This is a genomic window from Bacillus sp. AR4-2 (assembly GCF_008274865.1).
Classification (GTDB): domain Bacteria; phylum Bacillota; class Bacilli; order Bacillales; family Bacillaceae_G; genus Bacillus_A; species Bacillus_A cereus.
The window spans coordinates 4421054-4444303 of sequence record NZ_CP031062.1 but is presented as its reverse complement, the minus strand read 5'-3'; the positions used below and the strand labels follow the sequence as shown (position 1 = coordinate 4444303).

Below are 23250 nucleotides of genomic sequence, written 5' to 3'. Positions count from 1 at the left end.
TTTTTTTACAAAAAATGCCCTTTTTTCATAAAAAATACGAAAATACGAGAAAAGAAGCGAATTTTTTCGAAACTTTTGCGGGAAAATATTGTATGAGCCTGCGTTTTTATCGTATCATTAGTAAAAGGAAGAACTCGGGACGATTGGTGGCATCTGCAAATAGAGTTGATGTCTTTTTTTCATTCAAGTAACCGATACATAAAAATAGATAACAAAAATAGAAGGAGTGTGCGATGAGATGAACGTAACAATATATGATGTAGCGCGTGAAGCGAACGTTTCAATGGCTACCGTATCACGCGTTGTGAACGGTAACCCAAATGTAAAGCCTACAACAAGAAAGAAAGTATTAGAAGCAATTGATCGTTTAGGATACCGCCCAAATGCGGTAGCACGTGGACTAGCAAGTAAGAAGACAACTACAGTAGGTGTTATTATTCCTGATATCTCAAATACGTTTTATGCAGAACTAGCTCGTGGAATTGAAGATATCGCAACAATGTACAAATATAACATCATTTTAAGTAACTCTGACCAAAACAAAGAGAAAGAGTTCCATTTATTAAATACGATGCTTGGAAAACAAGTGGACGGAATTGTTTTCATGGGTGAAGATATTACAGACATTCACATTGAAGAATTTAAAAAATCTCCAGTACCAATTGTATTAGCAGCATCATTTGATGAGCAAAATGAAACGCCATCAGTAAATATTGATTATACACAAGCAGCTTATGATGCAATGAAGCACTTTATCGAGCAAGGACATAAACGTATCGGTTTCGTCTCTGGTCCTTTCATTGATAAAGCGGGAAGCGCGAAGAAGTTACAAGGTTACAAAAAAGCTTTAGAAGAAGCAGGTATTTCATATGATGAAAATCTTGTAATCGATGGAGATTACACATATGACTCAGGTATCGAAGCATTCGAAAAGCTTTGGAGCAATGATGAAAAGCCAACAGCAATCTTCGTATCTTCTGATGAAATGGCACTAGGTGTAATCCATGCAGCACAAGACGCTGGATTAAACGTACCAACTGACGTAGAAGTACTTGGTTTCGATAATACACGCCTTGCATTAATGGTTCGTCCGCAGCTTTCAACAGTTGTTCAACCGATGTATGATATCGGTGCAGTAGCAATGCGTCTATTAACAAAGTATATGAACAAAGAAAAAGTGGAAGATCACACTGTTATCTTACCTCACCGTATCCAATTTAGAGATTCAACGAAGTAAGTATAAAAAAGCTCACAGCGATTGCTGTGAGCTTTTATTCGTATTCAGGATAGTATTTTTGTACGACTGCATTTACCATTTCGTCTTTCTTAACGTGTAAAAATCTTGCATACAATTCTTTTCCGGTTTCAAATGGGGTATCGTCTAATTCAAACACATGCAATAGTTTTCGAAACGTCCATGTTATTTGCTGGCCGTACTTATTATCGTACGTATGCTCAGACTGTATAGCGATTTGTTCACCTAGTGCATGAGCTTCTTCCAAAATGTTTGCTTTAACAAGAATAATACTTTCTTCAAAAAGTGTATCGTGATTCTCTTCATAATGCTCATCAATTTTCGTAGAATCAGGCTCATCAGAATGAACGGACTCAAATAATAATTTTACAGCGTACATATTATGCAGCATGTTTCACTTTATAAATAATACTTGCGACAAGCGAAGCAGGTATTGTAAATACGTTACTTTGATAATGGTAATGTACTTGGGATTCTTCATAAGACATGTTGTCATATAGTTCGTTTTGTGAGACACTCATTTTTTTCTGTTTTTCTTTGAGCATTTTAATGTAGTTGTACTGTATTGGGACGAGAATGATGAAATAAGCTAATACAATTAGTGAAATCCAAATCATTATGAACACTCCCTTACAAAGAATATTTCTATATAACAATTATATCAATAAAAAGAAAAAATAACCATTTTTTTATTGGAGCTAATTTTCTTCTAGAAATGCGAACAGTTCCTTTTGGTTTTTTAAATTATGATCAATACATGTTCGAGCAACATATTTCAATCCTTGTAATAATGCATCTACGTGAAAAGTATCATAATGAATTGTATTTCCCTCTACCATCGTTTCGTCTTTTTGCAAGTTAATTGATATTTTTAATACAGTTATATTACTTTGTAAATTTACAACTTCGATGTAAAAAAACTGTTTGTCTAAGTCAATCGTAACATAATCGAATCGTTCGGATAGCTCTAATTTACATGTAGTAGTATATTCCAAATGAAAGCCTCCTTATTGTATAAGTGTATGTTATAATGCCTTCGCTATAGATGGGACTATTCCTTGTTATATGTCACATAAGTGCAAATTTAACTATTATAGGGCAATGTCATGTATAATAGAAAGAAAAGGCTTGTGAGGGGGGAAAAGAGATGATCGTTCTTTGGATAATTACGCTTTGTATGACTGCTATTTTTGCATATATGACGTTAAAACAAAATGGTTTAAAGCGATTTGTTCCAGGAAGTATTCTTGCAGGAATTGCCCTTATCACGTATGTAATTTCTATTTTTATTGAAAGTGTATCAGTAGATATGAGCACAAGTTTAATGTTTATTGGTATTACACTATTTGCAGGTAGCATTATGGTACTTATGGTTGCTGGTATTATTTTATTTATTCATATGAATTCGGAAACGTTATAGCATATAGAAAAGGCATGTCCCAAGGGGACATGCCTTTTTATCCGTTCAATTATGCTCTATCTTTAGAAGAGTTTTGCTGTTTTAGTAAATCACGAATTTCGCCAAGAAGTTCTTCTTCTTTTGTTGGCTCTGGAATTTCTTCCTCTTTTTCTTCTTCTTTTTTAGATGTTAGTTTGTTGAAAACTTTAACAAACATAAAGATAGAAGCTGCGATAATTAAGAAGTCAAAAATTGTTTGGATGAAGTTACCATACATAACAGCAGATTTACCGTATCCAAAGTGTAAACTTGTAAAGTCAACGCCACCTAATACCATACCAAGTAATGGTGTGATGATATCTTTTACTAAAGAACTAACGATTTTACCGAATGCAGCACCGATTACAACCCCGACAGCTAAATCAACGACATTCCCTTTGAAAGCGAATTTTTTAAACTCGTTCCACATGTGTTAATCCCATCCTTTCCACGATTCATTATGAAATTTATAATTCCTATCAACATATTCTATAGAAATTTACGAGAGAAATAAAGAGGGAATGGGAATGAAAGTAAATTCTGAAAAATGTATCCGTTTTAATTTTTGTTTACATCATCTAGTAAAGATTGTAGCATTTGCTGCGTTTTTAATCCTTCTAATCCATCTACAACAGGCTTTGTATCGCCTTGTACACACTCAATAAAATGATGAACAGCATCTTCAAAACCACGTTGTTTTAACGTCGTATCCCATGATGGGGAACCACTTTGTGAAACTGAGTTTTCCTGTTCAATTTCAAATGTATTCATATTTCTTACGCGAATGATTTTCCCTGGCATTACAAGTTCAATTTGTTCTAAATTTGTACCGGCATGGCGATGCATTGCAGTAGAAAGTAACAGTCCACTTGGAGTTGTATATGTATGATGTCCGTAAAGAAGTTCATTCTTTTCAGTGATTTGCATCATATTGTGAACGACGTTAAGGTCATCATTAGCTAACCAGCGAGCAGTATCTACAATGTGTAAATAATCATCTAACATAGTAAAGTCGTACGTATATGGCCCGACTTTATTTGTGCGATGCTTTTCAATTCGAATCCATGAAATATCATTAGCCTGTTCTTTGGCAGCAACATACATAGGAACGAATCTGCGATTAAATCCGACCATTAATTTTCGGTTATACTTCTCGCTTAACTCGACTAGTTGCTCAGCTTGTTCCACTGTAGCTGCTAGCGGTTTATCAACATAAACGTCGATCCCTTTTTTTAGAAGTTCAGAAACGATTTCATAATGCGATGCAGTTGAACTATGAACGAAGATTGCATCGCATTCCGAAGCTAACATTTCAATAGAATGAAAGTCTTGAATTCGGTATTGCTGGCAAACTTGTTTTCTTTTCTCTGCGTTAGGTGTAAACGCCCCTACAAAATTCCAATCAGTTTCTTTTGTAAGTGTTGGAAGATAGGCCTTTTGCGCAATACTTCCAAGTCCAATCATCCCAATTTTAGGTTTGTTCATTTTATTCCCACCCTATTAATATTAATGTAACGGCTTAAATGTAGCATAGGGTGGGGGAGGAAGGCAAAAATTAGCTTTTTACTTACGGCCTTCTAACAAAATCTTCTCTATCTCTTCAAAGTGATGAGCGCGAGCATGCTCTAACGGGGTAACACCATCATTGTCTGGAATATTTACATCTGCACCGTGCTCAATAAGAAGGCGAATGACTTGTTGCTGTGTTTCGTTTCCGTTACTTAGTACGATGGCTTCCATTAAAGCTGTCCATCCCAGGTTATTTACATGATTTACATCAATATTTGTTCGAGTGAGGAGTTCTTTTATAACGTCAATATAGCCATGTTCTGAGGCTGGGATAAGAGCTGTTCCGCCGTAACGATTTGTAATCGTAGGATCTGCACCAGCATCAATTGTTAGCTTTAAAATGTCTAAGTAACCTTCCGCACCGGCGTATAGAAAGGGATTGTTTTTCATGTCATCTTGGATATTTACGTCAGCACCAGCTTCGATAAGCGCTTTTGCGGTTTTTACATCATTTTTGTATGTAGCAATCATAAGCGGAGTGCGTCCTTGACTATCCGTCGCATTTATATTTGCGCCTTTTTTTAGTAAAGATATAACAGTATTCGTTTCATTTTTTTCAGTAGCTGCTAGTAGTGCAGTCTCCATGTTTGTCATCTCCTTTTTTACTTCTTGTTCTTGCGAGCATCCTTGTAAAAAAATTACGCAACATATCATACTGAATGTTTTTTTGAACATGGAATTTCAACCTCCTAATTTCAACTGTAAAATAGGAACATTAAATTTTTATAAACTGGCGCTAAAATTACTATAAAATCGCTTGAGTAATTGAACATATATTTTTATGCTTATAAATAATAAGGTTTGATAAAGTGAGGATTTAAGATATGTCTATTAAAACAAGGTTTTTATTTTCTTATATTGCTGTTATCCTCGTTTCTATTACGCTTATATTAGTCGCGGGATTTTTAATCGTTTTTTCGATAACAGGTGACTTGGAAGCAGTGAAAAATTTCTATAAAAGTTCTTACATTCAAAAGCCGCTTACACCAGAAGAAGAGAATGCCTATCTTGAGTTGAAGTCAGCAGCCAAACAGCATCAATCTCAATTGTTAGATGAGTCGTTTGTCTCAGCAATAGAAAAAGAGGGTGTGAAAATAGTAGTAAGAAAAGGAGAAACACTTTCATATGCTTCAAACGTATTTGAAAGTGTATCTTTAAAAGAAGCCCTTCCGAAATTTGAATCAGCAAATATTAATAGTCGTGGTACAACGGAACTAGGCGATACATTTTATCGATATGTAAAGTTTGATTTTTATTTTCCTCAGGAAGAAGAGGGAAGTATATTTGTATTAAAAAAGCAAAGTTCATTTGTAGATCTTACACAAAAATTATTTCCAATCTTATTTGTATCTCTCTTACTACTAGCCATTTTACTCATTGGATTATTAAGTTACCTCGTTTCAAGAAGTGTAATAAAACCAATTTTTGTATTGAAAGGCGCAACGGAGAAAATTAAAGAAGGAAATTTAGATTTTCAAATACCAGTTACATCACACGATGAAATAGGGCAATTAAATCAAGGATTTGAGGAAATGAGGAAGAGATTAAAAGAATCGATAGAGATGCAAACACAGTATGAAGAAAATAGAAAAGAGCTTATTTCAAACATCTCTCATGACTTAAAAACACCGATTACATCAATTATCGGATATGTAGAAGGAATAAAGGACGGGGTAGCAAATACGCCAGAAAAAATGGATAAGTATTTAACAACTATCCATACGAAAGCAAAACATATGGATACACTTATTGATGAATTATTTTTATTCTCAAAGCTCGATTTGAATCGAGTTCCCTTTCAGTTTGAAACGGTTGAATTGAATACGTTTATGCAAGAGTTAATCGAAGAGATGCAAATGGATTTAAGTAAAGAAGGTATAGAAGTTAACTTACAATTACATGCATCACCACTATATGTAACGGCTGATTGCGAAAAAATCAATAGAGTTATATCAAATTTAATTCATAATAGTGTGAAATACATGGATAAAGAAGAGAAGAAAATTACTGTAATAGTATCGAGTGATAATAATAAAGTTATTGTGAAAGTGATGGACAATGGATCAGGTATAGAATCTGATACGCTACCTTATATCTTTGAACGTTTTTATCGTGCAGAACAATCGCGGAATTCTAGCACAGGTGGAAGTGGACTTGGTTTAGCAATAGCGAAGCAAATTGTTGAAGAACATGGCGGGGAAATTTGGGCGGAAAGCGAGCTTGGTAAAGGCACAAGCATTTTCTTCTCATTGGAAAAAGTAGAGGAATGTGGTGAGTAAATTGAAAAGAATTTTATTAATAGAAGATGAAGTAAGTATTGCAGAATTACAGCGAGATTATTTAGAAATTAATGATTTCCAAGTTGATGTAGAGCATTCAGGAGAAATAGGTTTACAAACAGCCTTGCAAGAAGACTATGATTTAATTATTTTAGATATTATGCTTCCGAAAATGAACGGATTCGAAATTTGTAAACAAATACGTGCTGTAAAAGATATTCCGATTCTACTTGTTTCAGCAAAAAAAGAAGATATAGATAAAATTCGCGGACTCGGATTAGGAGCGGATGATTATATAACGAAGCCGTTTAGCCCGAGTGAATTAGTCGCAAGAGTAAAAGCACATATTTCTCGTTATGAAAGATTATTAGGAAATGTAAGTAAGCAACGCGATACGTTATATATTCACGGAATTTCTATCGATCAACGAGCGAGGAAAGTTTTTATAAACAATGAAGAAGTGGCATTTACAACGAAGGAATTTGATTTATTAACATTCTTTGTCACACATCCAAACCAAGTATTAAATAAAGAACAGTTATTTGAACGCATTTGGGGATTAGATTCCGCTGGTGATTTAGCCACTGTTGTCGTCCACATTAGAAAGCTACGTGAAAAAATTGAAAGAGATCCTGCTCACCCGCAATATATTGAAACAGTATGGGGAGCTGGTTATCGTTTTAACGTGTAATATACCTGCCGAGTAATTGGCAGGTTTTTTGTATGTTATTCGAATGGAAAGGAAGAAATAGGTAATTTGTGTTAAAATGTAAAGAGAAACAAAACAGAGGAGAGCATAGGGAGCGAGCTATATGTTGGGGGATATATTAAAAGATAATAAATCAAATAAGACTTTAAAGATTGGAACTAATATCGTACTTATCTTATTGATTATTGGTGCAATACAAATGTTTTATGATGAAGATTCTACGAATGATCATTTCGGTTGGTTCTTTTTTGCAATCTTTTGGGTAATTAAAAGCATTTCTAGCTCTAAGGTAAGTTTAAAAGATAGAGATAAAAAGTCGGTATTACTTGATGTGGGTTTAGTGGTTATTTCTTTTGTTTTTTTAGTTGTTTTTAGTGTGAAATATTTCTTTTGAAAAAAGCTCATAGTCGTATAGAGGCTATGAGCTTTTTATCAGTGTTTAGGTTTTCTTAATAATAATGGTACTAACGATTTATAAAATGTTTGAGTAGTAGAAGTAAACTGAGCAGCTTCTTCTAAAAAAGGATAATGGTTGCTATTTTCGAATGGAATGAAGATAGAATTACGTATTCCATCATGTATCTCGATAGAATACTGAATCGGGCACTGTACATCATGGCTTCCACATGTAATGAGGGTCTTTGTTTGGATGGAAGGTAAATTCTCTCTTAAATCAAATGAAGGATATTCATTGGCGAAAGCATTCATCCGGCTAACGGACATTGTTTTATTAATTGGTTTACAAAAATAAGAGTTGTAGTTTTCTGGTTTATACAATGATAATTTTGTTCTCTTAGTAGATAGTTCTTTCCGTTCTTCATCTGTAAGGTGAGGGTTTTTTAAGTTTTCGATGAGTTTTTGCATATAATGAAACTGTGGATGTGCTGGGTGATAAATGCAAAAGGGTGTTTCGGTGTAGTTACTTGCTGCGGTTCCGACCACGACTAATGATTGTAAGGAATGTGGATATGTAATTGCATATAAAAGTCCAAGCATACCACCTGTTGAATGGCCAGCGAAATGCCATGTTGGAAGTTGTAAAGCTTCTCGTATAGCTTCTAAATCGTGAATCGTTTCAATCATACTTAATTCTTTTTCTGAATTGGCTTTTAACGAGTTACCAGCGTCTCGTAAATTAATGAGAAATACACGATGCGTAGCAGTAAAAACATCCGCAAAGTAATCACCAGTTTCATTGAATTGTGAATAGTGATGTGTAATACAAAGCGGTTCGCCACTGCCTTTAGTAAAAAGCTCAAATGTGCCACGTTTCGTGTGGATCATTTGTTGTATCCACATAATATCACGACCTTTCCTCATAAAATCCATTAGTACATAAAAATATATCAGCGATTATTAGAATATATCGGCGCATTTCGAAATATATCAGCGATTATTAAAATATATCGACTTACCGACAGAAACCGACAATAAATAAAAGGAGGCTATTCAAAAACGAGCCTCCTTTTCGTTTAGTACAAAGATTTTGTCATATTATTCCGAATAATTTCAAGGGATTTCGCTACAGTTAATGCGTTTTTTTCTTCAATTTCTGGTTTACGGGGGATAGGTTTATACATGTTGTCTGGATCTTCCCATGTGAGGGGAAGTTCTGTTTCTGCTTGTCCTTTCCAAGCTTCAATCCATTCTGGAGGGAGATAACCTGAGATGTTTTGGATGTTGTTCATTTCGAGCCAAATGAGTGCCCAAGCTCTTGGAACGACGCGCCAGTGATCATAGCCACCGCCACCGACAGCGATCCAGCGACCGTCGCAATATTCATTTGCAATTTCACGAGCGAGCTTCGGTATTTCACGGTAAATATTCATTGTCGCACAAAGATGTGTAAGTGGGTCATAATAATGTGCGTCAGCACCATTTTGCGTTAAAATAATATCCGGTTTAAAGTACGCTGCAACTTCCTTTACAACAGTTCGATATGATTTTAAGAACGATTCATCTTCTGTAAAAGCATCGAGTGGAACGTTAAAAGAATAACTATAGCCATTACCTTGTCCGCGTTCATTTACAGCGCCAGTTCCAGGAAATAAATAGCGACCAGTTTCATGTAATGAAATTGTGCATACGTTAGGGTCATCATAAAACGACCACTGTACGCCATCACCGTGATGAGCATCTGTATCAATATATAAGACGCGTAAACCGTATTTCTTTTGAATATATTTCATTGCGATAGAACTGTCGTTATAAATACAAAAGCCAGATGCTTTGCCGCGAAAGCCGTGATGTAAGCCGCCGCCCAAATTAAGTGCGTGTTTTACTTTTCCGGAAAGAACAGCATCGACAGCTGTTAACGTACCACCAACGAGCAATGCGCTTGCTTCGTGCATATTTGGGAACATCGGTGTATCTTCTGTTCCGAGTCCATATGTCATCGCAATTGATTTTTCTAACTTTCCTTCTCCAGCACGTTTTACCGCATTTATGTACTCCTCTGTATGAACGTAGGCGATCTCTTCATCTGTAGCCATTCGTGGGGAGATGATTTGAGAGGGAGAGATGAAACCGCCCTTTTGTAATAAATCATACGTAAGTGTGACGCGCAGTTGGTTAAAAGGATGATCAGGGCTAAATGAATAGCCCCGAAAGTCATCCGAATAAATAAACGCGCTACTCATGCTTGCATCCCCATGATGTTTGGCCATAATACGCGGTAGCCTTCTGCTTCAAGTGCATCAATCACTTTTAGAGGATTCATCGTTTGAATGCGGAAAACGAGTACTTTATCATTCTCGTCTTTTGCTGGGTAGACGAGAACACTCACGATATTTATTTGTAAATCACTAAAAATAGCAACGACTTTTCCAAGAATACCAGGTTCGTTTTTTACTTGAATTTCAATTTGCGAACTTGGTTGATGTGCTCCTGTTAATTTTACTAACGTGTGTAATACTGTAGATTCAGAAATGATTCCAACTAACTTCCCGGCCTTTGTAACAGGAAGACAGCCAATTTTATTTTCAAAAAATAAAGTAGCAATTTCCTCAACGAAATCGAGAGGATGGCAAGTCATAACAGGATGTTTCATAATAAGTTCGAGAGGTTGCTGTAGCATATCGAGTGAAACTTGTTCATCTAGAATAGACGGACTTGCATCTCTTACATCCCGATCAGAAATAATGCCTACGACGTGATTATTTTGATCGACAATTGGAATGTGCCGAATGCCTTTCGTGCGTATCGTTCGGATTGCTGTTTCGATTGTATCGTTTGGATGTAATGTAACTACATTTTGATTCATAATTTCTTCTACAATCATTCCAGTTGCCCCCTTTATTAATACATAAAACGATTGTGAAAACGTAGACGATCAAAAGCTTGAATAGAATCCGTATCAACGCGTTTACCGATGCGGACCATTAAACAGTTGGCAGGATGTGAACAAATTTCAGGATCGTCTGTAGCCATCCATTGTAAACCGCCAGCATTCATCATCTTCTCCATTACTTTTCGGTATTCCCACACATTCAATCCTGTTTGTTTCAAATCCCAGTGCCAATAATATTCAGTCGTCAATATAATGTAATCTTCCATATAATCGTCCATCATAGAAACCTCTAGTAAGTTCTTTCCGACAGAACTCCCGCGGAAGGCTGGGACTACTTCAATTGCCCCAAGCTCAATTAAGTTTTCCATTTTTCCTTCTGACCATCGTTCAAGTGGATCAGGATACAAGTATGTAACATATCCAACAATTGTTTGGTCATGTCTAGCAATAATGAGACGAGCTTCTGGTAATTTAGAAATTTCGACAATTGCTTTATATTGTTGCTCGGCAGGACGAAACGCAATTAAGTCTGGATGAAACTCATACATTTCTAAGTTATGTGTAGAGACAGGACCTTCAATAATTAAAGTGCCTTTCGCTGTTTTTAAGTTTCTAGCATTATATATTTTTTTATGAATCAATGTATTGCTCACCACCTTGAGGGTTTGTGAATCTATTAATATCGTACTTTATAATATATGCGATGTGAATCGAAATTTGTCATTAAAAATTTGTCTAAAAATCAACAAATATACTGAAAATTTTAAATAATGTCATTATAATAGATAATAGAATACATAGGAGGGGGATGTAAAGTATGAAAGTAGAAACGCTTCCTGTCATTAAAGGAGAAAATAATTTGCCGAATTATGATGAGGCATACGCGAATTTTAACTGGGAAGAGGTTAATAAAAACTTTACTTGGAATGAAACAGGCCGAGTAAATATGGCGTATGAGGCAATTGATAAGCATGCGAAATCCGATCGAAAGAATAAAGTAGCTCTTTATTATCAAGATGGATCGCGAAAAGAGAAATATACATTTAAGGAAATGAAGGATTTTTCTAATAAAGCAGGAAACGTCCTTAAGAATTATGGCGATGTAGAAAAAGGCGATCGCGTTTTTATTTTTATGCCACGTTCTCCAGAGTTATATTTCGCACTTTTAGGTGCAGTGAAATTAGGAGCAATTGTTGGACCGCTATTTGAAGCATTTATGGAAGGCGCAGTTCGCGATCGCTTAGAAGATAGCGAAGCAAAGGTGTTAATTACAACGCCTGAATTATTAGAGCGCGTACCATTAAATGATTTACCGGCTTTAAAAACAGTTTTCCTTGTTGGAGATAATGTAGAAGAAGGCGGTAAAACGGTAGCGTTCAATCCGTTATTTGAACAAGCTTCAAAAGAATTACATATTGAATGGTTAGGCCGTGAAGACGGTTTGATTCTACATTACACGTCTGGTTCTACTGGTAAGCCAAAAGGCGTGCTTCATGCGCAAAACGCAATGGTTCAGCACTATCAAACGGCGAAGTGGGTATTAGATTTAAAAGAAGACGATGTATATTGGTGTACTGCTGACCCGGGCTGGGTAACTGGAACAGCTTACGGTATTTTCGCACCGTGGTTAGTTGGAGCGTCAAATGTTATTTTAGGTGGACGCTTTAGTCCAGAAGCTTGGTATGAAGCACTGCAAGATTACGGTGTGACGGTTTGGTACAGCGCCCCAACAGCATTCCGTATGTTAATGGGAGCTGGACAAGACGCAATTAAAAAATATGACTTATCACAAGTTCGTCATGTATTAAGCGTTGGTGAGCCGTTAAATCCAGAAGTAATTCGCTGGGGTATGAATGCATTTGGACTTCGTATTCATGATACGTGGTGGATGACAGAAACAGGTGGACAAGTAATTTGTAACTACCCTTGTATGGAAATCCGTCCAGGTTCAATGGGTAAACCAATTCCAGGTGTGAAAGCAGCGATTGTTGATAATGAAGGAAATGAAGTGCCTCCTTACACAATGGGTAACTTAGCAATTGCGAAAGGTTGGCCATCTATGATGCGCGGGATCTGGAATAACCAGCAAAAATATGAATCTTATTTCATGCCGGGAGATTGGTACGTATCAGGTGACTCTGCCTATATGGATGAAGATGGATACTTCTGGTTCCAAGGACGTATCGACGATGTAATTATGACGTCAGGTGAGCGCGTTGGTCCGTTTGAAGTAGAAAGTAAATTAATCGAGCATGCTGCTGTTGCAGAAGCTGGTGTAATTGGTATTCCTGATCCGGTGCGCGGCGAAATTATTAAAGCATTTATCGCACTTCGAGCAGGATACGAACCATCTGATGAATTAAAAGAAGAAATTCGTCAATTTGTAAAGAAAGGCCTAGCAGCTCATGCAGCGCCACGACAAATTGAATTTAGAGATAAATTACCGAAAACGAGAAGTGGTAAAATTATGCGCCGCGTATTAAAAGCGTGGGAGCTGAATTTACCAACAGGTGACTTATCAACGATGGAAGATTAAGAGGGAAAGGTCTGAACGAAAAATGTTCAGGCCTTTCTTTTTTATGATATCATGAACTTGTATATATAAGTTGAAGGGGATAGTATGATGAAAACAGAAAAGGAAAAGATGATACTAGGAGAAATGTACATACCGGCTGATCCAGTTTTAGTACAAGAAAGAGAGCAAGCACGTATATTAACGAGAAAATTAAATGATACGCCAGAAGAGCAATTAAAAGAGCGTAGCGAAATCGTAAAAGAATTATTCGGAACGACAGGAGATAATATTCATCTTGAATCTTCTTTTAGGTGTGATTACGGCTATAACATTCATGTCGGTGAAAATTTTTACGCGAACTTTGACTGTACGATTTTAGACGTATGCCCGGTAACAATCGGAGTGAACTGTATGTTAGCTCCAGGTGTTCACATTTATACAGCAACACATCCGCTTGATCCAGTAGAGCGCATAAGCGGATCAGAATACGGAAAACCAGTTACAATTGGCGATAACGTATGGATTGGCGGAAGAGCAATTATTAATCCAGGTGTAACAATTGGAGACAATGCGGTAATCGCATCTGGTGCTGTCGTAACGAAAGATGTGCCTAATAATGTAGTAGTTGGCGGGAATCCTGCAAAGATTATAAAAAAACTAAAATAATATTTGAACGAAGTGCCTTCCTCGTCTGTATACATTTATGAAAGAATAGATGAGGGAGGCTTTTTTATATCTAATAAATTACTCTTTGCGACGTTGTAAAGGATTGACAAGAAGGGAAACCTGACCTCTATTTGACACGCCTATATAAATGATGGTATAAAGAAAAGTATATGAATAATTGAGCGTGGAAAGGGAGAAGTAGTGATCATTTCCCTGTTTTAGAGAGCTGATGGCCGGTGAAAATCAGCACATAGATGATCGCGAATTACGCCCCTAGAGCATCTTTTTTCGATTGAATTGTATTCAAAAGGGAAGAGACGGTGCTAAGCCGTTATGTAAATAAGGTGGTAGGCTTTTTTTGGTCTGCAACTAGGGTGGTAACGCGATAATCAAAATCGTCCCTTATTTGAAGGGGCGATTTTTTTATGTTTTTAACCTTCACGCCAGTAATGAACTTAAAGGAGAGTATGTAGGATATGGGTATTTTACAAGATCTTGAATTTCGCGGTCTAATTAATCAGCAAACAGACGCTGAGGGCCTTGAGCAATTATTAGAAAAAGAAAGCGTTAAATTATACTGTGGTTTCGACCCGACAGCGGATAGCTTACACATCGGTCATATGTTACCAGTATTAATGTTACGTCGTTTCCAATTAGCTGGTCACCAACCAATCGCACTTGTTGGCGGTGGTACTGGTATGATCGGTGACCCAAGTGGTAAAAAAGCAGAGCGTACATTAAATACGAAAGATACAGTTGCTTACTACACAGAAAGCATTAAAAACCAACTTTCAAACTTCTTAGAGTTTGAAAACGTGGACAACCCAGCAACGATGGCTAACAACTACGACTGGCTTGGTAGCTTAGATGTAATTTCATTCTTACGCGATATTGGTAAAAACTTCGGTTTAAACTATATGTTAGCAAAAGATACGGTAGCATCTCGTTTAGAAACTGGTATTTCATTCACTGAGTTCAGTTACATGATTTTACAATCATACGACTTCTTAAACTTATACCAACAACATAATTGCCGTCTGCAAATCGGTGGTAGTGACCAATGGGGTAACATTACAGCTGGTCTTGAATTAATCCGTAAATCAGAAGAAGATGCGAAAGCATTCGGTTTAACAATTCCACTTGTTACTAAATCTGACGGTACGAAGTTTGGTAAAACAGAAGGCGGCGCAATTTGGTTAGACCCAGAGAAAACGACTCCTTACGAGTTCTACCAATTCTGGATTAACACAGATGACCGCGACGTTGTTAAATACTTAAAATACTTCACATTCTTATCTCATGAAGAAATTCTTGAGCTTGAAAAGCAAGTAGCTGAAGCGCCAGAAAAACGTGCAGCACAAAAAGCATTAGGTGCAGAAATGACAAAACTTGTTCACGGCGAAGAAGCATTAGAGCAAGCGATTAAAATTTCAGCTGCATTATTCAGTGGTTCTGTAGCAGAACTAACTGCAAGCGAAATCGAACAAGGATTCAAAGACGTACCATCTGTAGAACGTACTGCAGAAGATACAGTATTAATCGACTTACTTGTAGAAAGCAAAATCTCTCCATCAAAACGTCAAGCACGTGAAGATGTAACGAATGGCGCAATCTACGTAAACGGTGAGCGTACACAAGCATTAGACTACGTTGTAACAGAAAACGACCGCATCGAAGGTAAATTCACAATCATTCGCCGCGGTAAGAAGAAATATTTCTTAATTCGTTACTAATAAATAAAAGCTTTGGGGAAATTCCTCAAAGCTTTTTTGTTTTAATCTCCTTTTCGAGTTCATACGGAAATCACATGTAAGCGGTATGATAAACGTATGACAATTAGAAAGGAGTGGTAAAACGAAATGTCACTAGAAGCGTTGATTATTTTTTCTTTGCTAAACGCGGGTCAACTTGCAGAGAATTCGAAGGTTGATATACATAAAGAGCAGAAAGATGCTTATGTATATGTTCAAAAAGAGGAAAATAAATAACTTTAATATATATAAATAAAAGCTACTCGAAGTAACTGTTTTGGTGTCTTCGGTAGCTTTTTTGTATGCATAGGATTCAAATTTAGTAAGTGAGCTATTTAATAGAGGGTTTGTAGAAGAAACAAGTATAATTAATATGAACTGATAAATTGATAAAAATAAACCGTTATAAACAGGAGGATTTGTATGGAACATAGTGAGGCATCTCAAAGGCTGTTTTTTTGATTTAATCTTTTTAATATTAAGTCCCCCCTGTCAAAAAAAGTTTGTCCTCTGGGGAGGGTAGGTAGCGTAGGGACACATCAATAGTTGCACTATTTTTTTAAAAATGAAGGGGGGTGAAATGTCTATGAAACTCTGTAAGTATTACATAATAAAAGCCACAACTCATGAAAAGACCTTCTAATTTATTGTTAGTTTATTTGATTAATATTCTTTGTCCACTTTTCGTAACTCTGACTGTGTAAGTCCATATGCCTCTGTTGTACAACCTGCTAACAACATAACAGGCATAGCTGAAGTTAATAGTTTACGTTTCATTGACATATACCCCTTTGTGTTATTTCTTTTTACTTAGTTCTTTTGTTGCTTTGTCTACTAACTCAGAAGCTTCGTCTAAATCCTTTTTAGCGAATTCAATTGTATCTTTATCATCCTCTTCTAAACCTGTCTGCATGTTTTCTACCCCTGATTTCGAGAATAACATTGCTTTACTTATGTTTATCGGTGTTTTATTGTCTTCAGCTAACTTATAATCTAGTTTATCAATCTTATCAATTAATTCGAAATAAGGTTTCGATAACTCTTTTAACTTTTCAGCCTTCTTCTTATTAGATTTTCTGCTATCTACAAGGTCTTTTATTTCTTCCGTTTGTTCAGTGTAATCTTTAAGTAAGTATGTTGCATTCTTATTATAGTCTTCTTTCTTGTTTTCTTTAACAGAAGCTTCCATTACTTCGTCTTTCTTTTTATCGTTTGACTCACAACCTACCCCTGTTATTAACAACATTGGAATCGCTAAAGTTAATAGTTTACGTTTCATTTTCTCATACCCCTTTAGTATTTATTATTCTACTTCACTTACACTTTGTTCGTCTAATGCTCGAATATCGTCTATTGCTTTACCAAACATCCCCATTGCTTCATTTAGACTCTTTGTACCAATGTCTGCCTTAGTCTCACTTATTTCGTCTACCGATTCTAATATCTTATCCCTTGACTTCTCATAAAGAATTAAAGACTTTTTCAATTCCATTTGCAAGTTTTCGTATTGTTTAGGCGGTTTAATGTCTTGTAATTTCTTAGACTCCGCATACACCTTTTCAAGTTGCGCTTTTACTTTTTCTTGGTTTGTTAGTAAAGTTTTATCCTTTTCCATAATCAGAGTTACTTTTTACATTTCCTTTGCAAAACCCTCTGCTTTAGTTTGTACTTCACCGAGATACATATTTAAAGACATGAACTTTCCCTCCCCTTACAAGAAAATAATACCAATTTAAGAGGGGGATTGTAAACGTAATATTCTGATGATTTAACGATTAAAGAGGTACTCGTCCATTAAGTTTTTTAATCTCATTCGGATGATCTGGTAATGAAGGGGTTTTTAAGGTTGAATGTAAATAGAAAAAGGGAAGGTATAGATTATGTACAAATAAATACGTTGTAAAAATCATGTTAACAAAAGGAGAGTACAGCAAAGAAAAATGAGTTATGGGATAGAATGTAGTGTTTTTAAGTGTTAGAAGAAGGGAGAGGTTTTTATTAATGTGGATAAAAAACAAATGAAATTCTAGAGAGAGGGTTAAGTTTTATTAACTATAGACTTGCAGTTCTTTTTTATTTTATTACATTAGTCTGTTTCTATACATATAATCGGCTATATTCAATAAAAAAAGCCCAGGCCCCTTGATAAACAAGGTTCCTAAGGCTTTTAATAATACTCTTTGCAGAGTACCGAGATTAACGAGAGTAGAACTCTACGATTAATGCTTCGTTGATTTCAGCTGGTAACTCAGAACGCTCAGCGTGACGAGTGTAAGTAGCTTCTAATTTGTCAGCATCGAAAGTTAAGTATTCTGGTACGAAGTTGTTAACTTCGATCGCTTCTTTAACAACAACAAGGCTGTTAGATTTTTCGCGAACGCTGATAGTTTGACCAGGTTTTACACGGTAAGATGGGATATCTACGCGAGCGCCATCAACCATGATGTGACCGTGGTTTACTAATTGGCGAGCTGCACGACGAGTGCGAGCTAAGCCCATACGGTAAACTAAGTTGTCAAGACGAGCTTCAAGAAGGATCATGAAGTTTTCGCCGTGCTTACCAGGCATTTTACCTGCTTGGTCAAATGTGCGACGGAATTGACGCTCAGTCATGCCGTACATGTGACGAAGTTTTTGTTTCTCTTGTAATTGTAAACCGTATTCTGAAAGTTTCTTACGTTGGTTAGGACCGTGAGGACCTGGTGCGTAAGGGCGTTTTTCTAATTCTTTTCCTGTGCCGCTTAGAGAGATTCCAAGACGACGAGACAGTTTCCAAGCTGGACCTGTATAACGAGCCATAGTTGACTCCTCCTTTAAAAATGTTTTTATTTACGTAAAATAAAAACAGACGTAATCGATATTTACGGGCATTTTGTTTTCATGTACCTTCGCTCCAGCAGCAGGGAGTTACGAGATACACCTCCGTAGAGGAACAAAATACAAACGATAAACTCACATTACAAGGCTGCCTTTTTATTTTACACAAACGCTATTATATCTTTTACCCAGAGTTTCGTCAAGCGAGTACGTTTTTGTTTTATGCATAAAAATTTTGGAAATTAATATAAGAAGGAATTTAAAACAATATAGAAGAAGAGATAGAAACACAAATAAAACGCTTACATAAAATGAAGGAAAACGTTCATCAAATTTTTATGGATGAATATGCGGCAATAAAAACATAAGGGGGATGTTTTTATGAAAAAGAAGCATATGGAGACAGCGTTAATTCATCACGGTTATACACCTGAGGAACATAAAGGAAGTTTAACACCACCTTTATTTCAAACTTCTACATTTACATTTGAGACTGCGCAGCAAGGAGAGGCGAGTTTTGCGGGAGTGGATCCATCTTATATTTACTCACGGCTTGGAAATCCAACTGTGAAATTATTTGAAGAACGTATGGCGGTGTTAGAAGGAGGAGAAGAGGCACTTGCCTTCGGATCTGGTATGGCAGCTATTTCAGCGACTTTAATCGGTTTTTTAAAGGCTGGAGATCATATTATTTGTTCAAATGGATTATACGGATGCACGTACGGTTTTTTAGAAGTGTTAGAAGAAAAATTTATGATTACGCATTCGTTTTGTGATATGGAGACAGAGGTTGATATTGAAAATAAAATTCGCCCAAATACAAAGCTTATTTTCGTTGAAACACCAATTAATCCGACAATGAAATTAATTGATTTAAAACAAGTGATTCGGGTTGCGAAGCGAAAAGGTTTACTTGTTATTGTTGATAATACATTTTGTTCACCTTATTTACAAAGACCGCTTGAGCTTGGCTGTGATGCTGTTGTGCATAGTGCGACAAAATATATTGGTGGTCATGGCGACGTTGTGGCGGGTGTAACGATTTGTAAAACGAAAGCATTAGCTGAAAAGATTCGCCCGATGCGAAAGGATATCGGCGGTATTATGGCACCGTTTGATGCATGGTTATTATTACGCGGGTTAAAGACGTTAGCAGTAAGAATGGATCGTCATTGTGATAATGCAGAAAAAATTGTATCGTTCTTAAGAAAACATGATGCGGTAGAAGATGTTTGGTATCCAGAAGGAGAGTTAGCATCTCGTCAAATGAAACGCGGGGGCGGTGTTATTTCTTTTTCAGTAAAAGGCGGAAAAGAAGAGACGCAAGCGTTTATTAATGATCTTCACTTTATTACAATTGCGGTGAGTTTAGGAGATACAGAAACGTTAATTCAGCATCCAGCAACGATGACGCACGCTGCGATTCCAGCTGAACTAAGAAAAGAAATGGGCATTTTCGATAATTTAATACGCTTATCAGTCGGTTTAGAATCGTGGGAGGATATCGTTTCTGATTTAGAGCAGGCATTAAAGAAAATATCTACTGTTAATCAATAAAAAAAGAGTGAGCTATCGGTTTTGTACAGGACGTACTAAATCGATAACTCGCTCTTTTCTTTTTACATATGTTTTAGGAGTGTTTCCACAAACTTTTCTAAATAGCGCTGATCTACTTCATCGAAACGATTCTTTTCGGGACTATCAATGTCAAGTACACCAATGACAGCTCCTTCTTTCACAATTGGTACAACGATTTCTGAATTAGAAGCACTATCGCAAGCGATGTGACCTGGGAATTGGTGAACGTCTGCTACAAGCTGTGTTGTTTTCGTTTCAGCTGCTACGCCGCAAACGCCTCGTCCAAATGGAATGCGTACGCAAGCAGGCATTCCTTGGAACGGTCCAAGGACAAGCTGATTTCCTTCTGTTACGTAAAAGCCAACCCAATTAACGCGATCTAAAAATTGGTTTAATAATGCGGAAGCATTTGATAAGTTTGCGACTACGTTTGATTCGCCAGTTAATAACGCATCCAGTTGTTTAATTACTGTCTCATATTGCTGCACACGAGATCCTGCATAACTTTCTTTAGTAAACATGGAAACAGCTCCTTTTTTATCGAGATGTGTAAAATATTAGCAAAATACGATGTATTTCACATGACTTTGTCGATAGAAAATTAAAGGAATTTGTCTTAAAAGTCAAGAAATTTAAACTATAGCTGTTCAGTGAGGGGAAGTGAGCGCATGAAGCAGACGAAACAAAAAGTAATTGATGCGGCAATATCGTTGTTTAATACGAAAGGTTATGATGGAACGTCGGTGCGAGACATTGCAAAGCGAGCGGATGTGAATGTAGCGAATATTTCATATTATTTTGCTGGGAAGCAAGGTTTATTAGAACAGCTTATTACTGATTTTTTAGAAGGATATATTCATGTGATTGAAATGTCGTTTGAACAGAGAGAGTATTTGTCGGCTAAAGATGTAATGGTGCAAATGGTGCGCGGGATTTTACGATATCAATTTGAAAATAGAGAACTAACACGTTTCTTCTACCGAGAGCTTTCGCTTGATACGACATTAATTCGTGAAGTGATGACCGTTTATTTTTCTAAAGAAAGATATTATATAGAACAAATGATTAGACAAGGACAAATGAAACAAGAATTTCAGAAAGTATCATTTACAATGTTTATGACGCAATTAAAAGGTATGATAAGTATGCCGTTTTTATATCCACAATATATATCAGAAGTACTCCATTCTTTCCCGTCTGAGACATTTTTCATAGAAATGTATACGAAAGAGATTGAGCAATGGATGGAACAAGCATTATGTAAAGCGAATATGTACCATGAGTGGCCAAGAGCTGTTCATATGTGAAGAATCCCCACCTAACGAACTGAGGTGGGGATTTTTATGTTTACTTTTCTTTGCCATAAATTGTTACATAATAGCGCGATAATTGTTAATGCAGCTCCAGCGATTTCAATTTTATCGACTGTATAACCTCGAAAGATAGAACCAATGAGTGCAAGGATAGGAACTAAATTCATAAATAATATGCCGTTAATAGATGAAATATAGCGATTTCCCATATTCCAGCAAAATACAGCGATAACGCCTGCGATAATCGACATATAAAAGAGCTCAAAACGAACGCTCACAACTGTACGCAGTGACGGCATAGTAACTATATTTGTGTACGTTAAGAAAGTAACAATAACGATGAGTGAAATGGAGCCAAATAAACAAGTTAATGTCGTGTACCTAAGTGGTGACCAAGATTGAAAACGAGCAGCCCCGTTTGTATAAATGACCCAGCAAGTAACGCCGCATAGCATCAATATATTTGTTGATAAGTGGCTTGCAGCTCCAAATAGTAATTCAATATTTCCTTTTGAAATGACAAGCATAACACCAAGTAATGCAACGAACATACAAAGGAATGTATAGTTTTGTGGGCGGCGATTTTGGGTTATCCATTGCAGTGATAAGGCAATCAGTGGCATAAGGGATTGAATCATAGCTGCATGGATTGCTCCGGAAGGTCCGGCAAGTTGCTGTCCGTAGAAAACGAGAAAACCATACCCCGCGAAACCGACTGTCCCGTAAAAGAATAGAGAAAGTGTTCTTTTTTCTAAGCGGAGTGAAGTCTTTCCTTCAGTAATTAATAGCAAAATAAGAAAAATAATAGCTGCTGATCCATAGCGAAGCGTTGTGAAGAAGAATGGATCGATAAATTGCAGAGCACTTGCCATTACAGGAAACATAAATCCCCAGGCAGTGACGGCGAGTAAGCATAGAAAGGATCCGAGTAGCATTTGTTTTTTGTTCAAGAGTATCTTTCCCCTTTACATTTCGTTATAGTAAGTTGATGAAATAAGTATAAAGAGTAATTGTTTATAGGAGGAAATATCGATTTCTTATAACGGTTATAACTTTTTGTTAGAGGTGTGTACGATGGATTTGGAGGCAGTACGATCGTTTATTGAAGTGAAGCATACGCGAAGTTTATCAAAGGCAAGTAAGATTTTACATATATCACAACCAGCGCTTAGTAAACAAATTCAAAAGTTAGAAGCGGATTTAGAGGTTACTTTACTTAAACGTTCTGCGCAAGGAGTAGAGTTAACGGAGGCAGGAGAGTTATTTATAAAAAGAATGTTACCGATTTTGGAGCAAATAAATGAAGTGAAAACAGAAATGAGGGGGTATCAAGAGAACCGGAAGTTTTCAATTGGTATACTACCGAGTTTAGCGGAGCATTACATATCAGAATGTAAAGATATATTAGGTGATGAGTTCGAAGTGGAATGGCAAATCGGGCATACGGAAGTATTAAGAGATTTATTTAAAGCGCGGGAGATTGACGCGATGTTCATCGATTCAGTAGTAGAAGGTGCTACGTATATAAAAGAAGTGCAACAAGAGAAAATTGTTTGTGCCGTTTCAAATAATCATCCGTACAAAGAGAAGATAGTCATTCAAATAGAAGAGCTGCACAATGAAAAATTAATTGTATATCCAGAAATATGTGATGTAAGGAAAATGATTATGAACATGTTTCATGAAATAGGTGTAAAACCAACTATAGCTGTGGAAACATCTTACGCAGAACCGATGCTTGCAATGGTAAAAGCTGGCCTTGGTATCACGTTACTTCCAGAAAGGGCAGTAGAGCAGTCTGTAAGGCAAGGAAATGTACATGTAATTTCTGTTGAACCACCACTCATGCGGAAAATTTATTTCGTATCCCATACGAAAGATTGTTTGTTATTACAATCATTTGAGGATAGGGAGTGAGGTAGGCGGAATATTGAGAAAGATTACAATCACATTGAAAGAAACATGAAATTTTAAAAAAAACTAGGTCAAAAACAAACCATTACATGGTATGATTAGTACATTGTTAGTTGTTAAATATAGGGGAATTCCCTTTTTATACATAATGCCTTCC

Annotated in this window: 27 protein-coding genes and 1 other annotated feature; of the genes, 12 read left to right on the top strand and 15 right to left on the bottom strand. The window is 36.5% G+C overall.

Annotated elements, in window-relative coordinates:
• Positions 1-238: 238 nt before the first annotated feature.
• Positions 239-1237 (top strand): catabolite control protein A, encoded by a 999-nt coding sequence (gene ccpA / locus DN399_RS22955; RefSeq protein ID WP_001103297.1) that lies wholly within the window; start codon positions 239-241, stop codon positions 1235-1237.
• A 34-nt stretch (positions 1238-1271) separates the two neighbouring features.
• On the opposite strand, the gene DN399_RS22950 is transcribed toward ccpA, so the two are convergent.
• The 3 genes from DN399_RS22950 to dhp61 form a co-directional block, all read right to left on the bottom strand.
• Positions 1272-1634 carry a DUF4288 domain-containing protein gene (locus DN399_RS22950; protein ID WP_149149941.1) on the bottom strand — a complete coding sequence of 121 codons (363 nt, stop codon included), beginning with the start codon at positions 1632-1634 and terminating at the stop codon, positions 1272-1274.
• Position 1635: 1 nt separating this feature from the next.
• Positions 1636-1872: a DUF3949 domain-containing protein gene (locus tag DN399_RS22945; RefSeq protein WP_000637902.1), complete on the bottom strand. Its 237-nt coding sequence runs from the start codon at positions 1870-1872 to the stop codon at positions 1636-1638.
• A gap of 81 nt (positions 1873-1953) precedes the next feature.
• Entirely contained in the window at positions 1954-2250 is a 297-nt protein-coding gene (gene dhp61 / locus DN399_RS22940) for a protein Dhp61 (RefSeq protein WP_000456863.1), read from the bottom strand.
• Between the two features lie 152 nt (positions 2251-2402).
• Here dhp61 and DN399_RS22935 point away from each other — a divergent pair, with 152 nt between their 5' ends.
• Positions 2403-2675: a DUF3917 domain-containing protein gene (locus DN399_RS22935; protein ID WP_000636589.1), complete on the top strand. Its 273-nt coding sequence runs from the start codon at positions 2403-2405 to the stop codon at positions 2673-2675.
• A 49-nt stretch (positions 2676-2724) separates the two neighbouring features.
• Here the strand turns inward: DN399_RS22935 and mscL are convergent, their stop codons facing one another.
• From mscL to DN399_RS22920, 3 genes are all read right to left on the bottom strand, one after another.
• Positions 2725-3123: a large conductance mechanosensitive channel protein MscL gene (gene mscL / locus DN399_RS22930; RefSeq protein WP_000267011.1), complete on the bottom strand. Its 399-nt coding sequence runs from the start codon at positions 3121-3123 to the stop codon at positions 2725-2727.
• A gap of 128 nt (positions 3124-3251) precedes the next feature.
• Complete coding sequence (locus DN399_RS22925; RefSeq protein ID WP_135811592.1) at positions 3252-4178, bottom strand: Gfo/Idh/MocA family protein; 927 nt, start codon at positions 4176-4178, stop codon at positions 3252-3254.
• Between the two features lie 78 nt (positions 4179-4256).
• Entirely contained in the window at positions 4257-4937 is a 681-nt protein-coding gene (locus DN399_RS22920; protein ID WP_000475114.1) for an ankyrin repeat domain-containing protein, read from the bottom strand.
• Between the two features lie 149 nt (positions 4938-5086).
• On the opposite strand from DN399_RS22920, the gene DN399_RS22915 reads away from it, so the two are divergent.
• The 3 genes from DN399_RS22915 to DN399_RS22905 all read left to right on the top strand — a co-directional run bounded on the left by DN399_RS22915 (position 5087) and on the right by DN399_RS22905 (position 7644).
• Entirely contained in the window at positions 5087-6541 is a 1455-nt protein-coding gene (locus DN399_RS22915) for a sensor histidine kinase (protein WP_135811591.1), read from the top strand.
• 1 nt (position 6542) lies between these two features.
• A complete protein-coding gene (locus DN399_RS22910; RefSeq protein ID WP_002024886.1) occupies positions 6543-7232 on the top strand; it encodes a response regulator transcription factor in 690 nt (229 codons plus the stop codon).
• A gap of 121 nt (positions 7233-7353) precedes the next feature.
• On the top strand, positions 7354-7644 hold the full coding sequence (locus DN399_RS22905) for a hypothetical protein (protein ID WP_000900161.1): 291 nt from the start codon (positions 7354-7356) through the stop codon (positions 7642-7644).
• A gap of 38 nt (positions 7645-7682) precedes the next feature.
• Here DN399_RS22905 and DN399_RS22900 read toward each other — a convergent pair whose 3' ends face one another.
• From DN399_RS22900 to acuA, 4 genes are all read right to left on the bottom strand, one after another.
• On the bottom strand, positions 7683-8570 hold the full coding sequence (locus tag DN399_RS22900; RefSeq protein WP_140159298.1) for an alpha/beta fold hydrolase: 888 nt from the start codon (positions 8568-8570) through the stop codon (positions 7683-7685).
• A 152-nt stretch (positions 8571-8722) separates the two neighbouring features.
• Positions 8723-9889: an acetoin utilization protein AcuC gene (gene acuC, locus DN399_RS22895; protein WP_000092826.1), complete on the bottom strand. Its 1167-nt coding sequence runs from the start codon at positions 9887-9889 to the stop codon at positions 8723-8725.
• Entirely contained in the window at positions 9886-10530 is a 645-nt protein-coding gene (locus DN399_RS22890) for an acetoin utilization AcuB family protein (RefSeq protein ID WP_000634583.1), read from the bottom strand. Before DN399_RS22890 ends, acuC begins: the two co-directional genes overlap by 4 nt.
• 17 nt (positions 10531-10547) lie before the next feature.
• On the bottom strand, positions 10548-11180 hold the full coding sequence (gene acuA / locus DN399_RS22885; protein WP_000581388.1) for an acetoin utilization protein acetyltransferase AcuA: 633 nt from the start codon (positions 11178-11180) through the stop codon (positions 10548-10550).
• Positions 11181-11356: 176 nt separating this feature from the next.
• Between acuA and acsA the strand changes: the two genes are divergently transcribed.
• The 4 genes from acsA to DN399_RS22865 all read left to right on the top strand — a co-directional run bounded on the left by acsA (position 11357) and on the right by DN399_RS22865 (position 15708).
• Positions 11357-13075 carry an acetate--CoA ligase gene (gene acsA, locus DN399_RS22880; RefSeq protein WP_000862049.1) on the top strand — a complete coding sequence of 573 codons (1719 nt, stop codon included), beginning with the start codon at positions 11357-11359 and terminating at the stop codon, positions 13073-13075.
• 84 nt (positions 13076-13159) lie between these two features.
• Complete coding sequence (locus DN399_RS22875) at positions 13160-13720, top strand: maltose acetyltransferase domain-containing protein (RefSeq protein WP_002026426.1); 561 nt, start codon at positions 13160-13162, stop codon at positions 13718-13720.
• A gap of 176 nt (positions 13721-13896) precedes the next feature.
• Positions 13897-14126, top strand: a binding site (T-box leader).
• Positions 14127-14196: 70 nt separating this feature from the next.
• Positions 14197-15453, top strand: a complete 1257-nt coding sequence (gene tyrS / locus DN399_RS22870) for a tyrosine--tRNA ligase (RefSeq protein ID WP_000512086.1) — start codon at positions 14197-14199, stop codon at positions 15451-15453.
• Positions 15454-15579: 126 nt separating this feature from the next.
• Entirely contained in the window at positions 15580-15708 is a 129-nt protein-coding gene (locus tag DN399_RS22865) for a hypothetical protein (protein WP_000050940.1), read from the top strand.
• A 559-nt stretch (positions 15709-16267) separates the two neighbouring features.
• On the opposite strand, the gene DN399_RS22860 is transcribed toward DN399_RS22865, so the two are convergent.
• From DN399_RS22860 to rpsD, 3 genes are all read right to left on the bottom strand, one after another.
• Positions 16268-16750 carry a hypothetical protein gene (locus tag DN399_RS22860; RefSeq protein ID WP_000823777.1) on the bottom strand — a complete coding sequence of 161 codons (483 nt, stop codon included), beginning with the start codon at positions 16748-16750 and terminating at the stop codon, positions 16268-16270.
• Between the two features lie 24 nt (positions 16751-16774).
• Positions 16775-17086: a hypothetical protein gene (locus DN399_RS22855; RefSeq protein WP_049106949.1), complete on the bottom strand. Its 312-nt coding sequence runs from the start codon at positions 17084-17086 to the stop codon at positions 16775-16777.
• A gap of 581 nt (positions 17087-17667) precedes the next feature.
• Positions 17668-18270 (bottom strand): 30S ribosomal protein S4, encoded by a 603-nt coding sequence (rpsD, locus tag DN399_RS22850; RefSeq protein WP_000135317.1) that lies wholly within the window; start codon positions 18268-18270, stop codon positions 17668-17670.
• Positions 18271-18669: 399 nt separating this feature from the next.
• Between rpsD and megL the strand changes: the two genes are divergently transcribed.
• Positions 18670-19845 (top strand): methionine gamma-lyase, encoded by a 1176-nt coding sequence (gene megL / locus DN399_RS22845; RefSeq protein WP_000726570.1) that lies wholly within the window; start codon positions 18670-18672, stop codon positions 19843-19845.
• A gap of 62 nt (positions 19846-19907) precedes the next feature.
• Here the strand turns inward: megL and DN399_RS22840 are convergent, their stop codons facing one another.
• On the bottom strand, positions 19908-20387 hold the full coding sequence (locus tag DN399_RS22840; RefSeq protein WP_000494340.1) for a GAF domain-containing protein: 480 nt from the start codon (positions 20385-20387) through the stop codon (positions 19908-19910).
• Between the two features lie 147 nt (positions 20388-20534).
• Between DN399_RS22840 and refZ the strand changes: the two genes are divergently transcribed.
• Positions 20535-21173, top strand: coding sequence for a forespore capture DNA-binding protein RefZ (gene refZ, locus DN399_RS22835; protein WP_000814923.1), 639 nt, complete (start codon positions 20535-20537; stop codon positions 21171-21173).
• A gap of 11 nt (positions 21174-21184) precedes the next feature.
• On the opposite strand, the gene DN399_RS22830 is transcribed toward refZ, so the two are convergent.
• The gene (locus tag DN399_RS22830; RefSeq protein ID WP_016123448.1) at positions 21185-22129 is read right to left on the bottom strand and encodes a DMT family transporter; all 945 of its coding nucleotides are present in this window, start codon (positions 22127-22129) and stop codon (positions 21185-21187) included.
• Between the two features lie 124 nt (positions 22130-22253).
• On the opposite strand from DN399_RS22830, the gene DN399_RS22825 reads away from it, so the two are divergent.
• On the top strand, positions 22254-23096 hold the full coding sequence (locus DN399_RS22825; RefSeq protein ID WP_000362529.1) for a LysR family transcriptional regulator: 843 nt from the start codon (positions 22254-22256) through the stop codon (positions 23094-23096).
• Positions 23097-23250 lie beyond the last annotated feature (154 nt).

Coding starts and splice junctions, on each gene's coding strand:
- acuC (WP_000092826.1), bottom strand. CDS start 9,889: ATGAGTAGCGCGTTTATTTATTCGGATGACTTTCGGGGCTATTCATTT.
- DN399_RS22890 (WP_000634583.1), bottom strand. CDS start 10,530: ATGATTGTAGAAGAAATTATGAATCAAAATGTAGTTACATTACATCCA.
- ccpA (WP_001103297.1), top strand. CDS start 239: ATGAACGTAACAATATATGATGTAGCGCGTGAAGCGAACGTTTCAATG.
- DN399_RS22825 (WP_000362529.1), top strand. CDS start 22,254: ATGGATTTGGAGGCAGTACGATCGTTTATTGAAGTGAAGCATACGCGA.
- DN399_RS22840 (WP_000494340.1), bottom strand. CDS start 20,387: ATGTTTACTAAAGAAAGTTATGCAGGATCTCGTGTGCAGCAATATGAG.
- DN399_RS22935 (WP_000636589.1), top strand. CDS start 2,403: ATGATCGTTCTTTGGATAATTACGCTTTGTATGACTGCTATTTTTGCA.
- DN399_RS22905 (WP_000900161.1), top strand. CDS start 7,354: ATGTTGGGGGATATATTAAAAGATAATAAATCAAATAAGACTTTAAAG.
- DN399_RS22855 (WP_049106949.1), bottom strand. CDS start 17,086: ATGGAAAAGGATAAAACTTTACTAACAAACCAAGAAAAAGTAAAAGCG.
- megL (WP_000726570.1), top strand. CDS start 18,670: ATGAAAAAGAAGCATATGGAGACAGCGTTAATTCATCACGGTTATACA.
- DN399_RS22945 (WP_000637902.1), bottom strand. CDS start 1,872: ATGATTTGGATTTCACTAATTGTATTAGCTTATTTCATCATTCTCGTC.
- DN399_RS22920 (WP_000475114.1), bottom strand. CDS start 4,937: ATGTTCAAAAAAACATTCAGTATGATATGTTGCGTAATTTTTTTACAA.
- DN399_RS22925 (WP_135811592.1), bottom strand. CDS start 4,178: ATGAACAAACCTAAAATTGGGATGATTGGACTTGGAAGTATTGCGCAA.
- refZ (WP_000814923.1), top strand. CDS start 20,535: ATGAAGCAGACGAAACAAAAAGTAATTGATGCGGCAATATCGTTGTTT.
- DN399_RS22950 (WP_149149941.1), bottom strand. CDS start 1,634: ATGTACGCTGTAAAATTATTATTTGAGTCCGTTCATTCTGATGAGCCT.
- rpsD (WP_000135317.1), bottom strand. CDS start 18,270: ATGGCTCGTTATACAGGTCCAGCTTGGAAACTGTCTCGTCGTCTTGGA.
- tyrS (WP_000512086.1), top strand. CDS start 14,197: ATGGGTATTTTACAAGATCTTGAATTTCGCGGTCTAATTAATCAGCAA.
- DN399_RS22915 (WP_135811591.1), top strand. CDS start 5,087: ATGTCTATTAAAACAAGGTTTTTATTTTCTTATATTGCTGTTATCCTC.
- DN399_RS22865 (WP_000050940.1), top strand. CDS start 15,580: ATGTCACTAGAAGCGTTGATTATTTTTTCTTTGCTAAACGCGGGTCAA.
- mscL (WP_000267011.1), bottom strand. CDS start 3,123: ATGTGGAACGAGTTTAAAAAATTCGCTTTCAAAGGGAATGTCGTTGAT.
- acsA (WP_000862049.1), top strand. CDS start 11,357: ATGAAAGTAGAAACGCTTCCTGTCATTAAAGGAGAAAATAATTTGCCG.
- DN399_RS22860 (WP_000823777.1), bottom strand. CDS start 16,750: ATGAAACGTAAACTATTAACTTTAGCGATTCCAATGTTGTTAATAACA.
- DN399_RS22900 (WP_140159298.1), bottom strand. CDS start 8,570: ATGAGGAAAGGTCGTGATATTATGTGGATACAACAAATGATCCACACG.
- DN399_RS22875 (WP_002026426.1), top strand. CDS start 13,160: ATGATGAAAACAGAAAAGGAAAAGATGATACTAGGAGAAATGTACATA.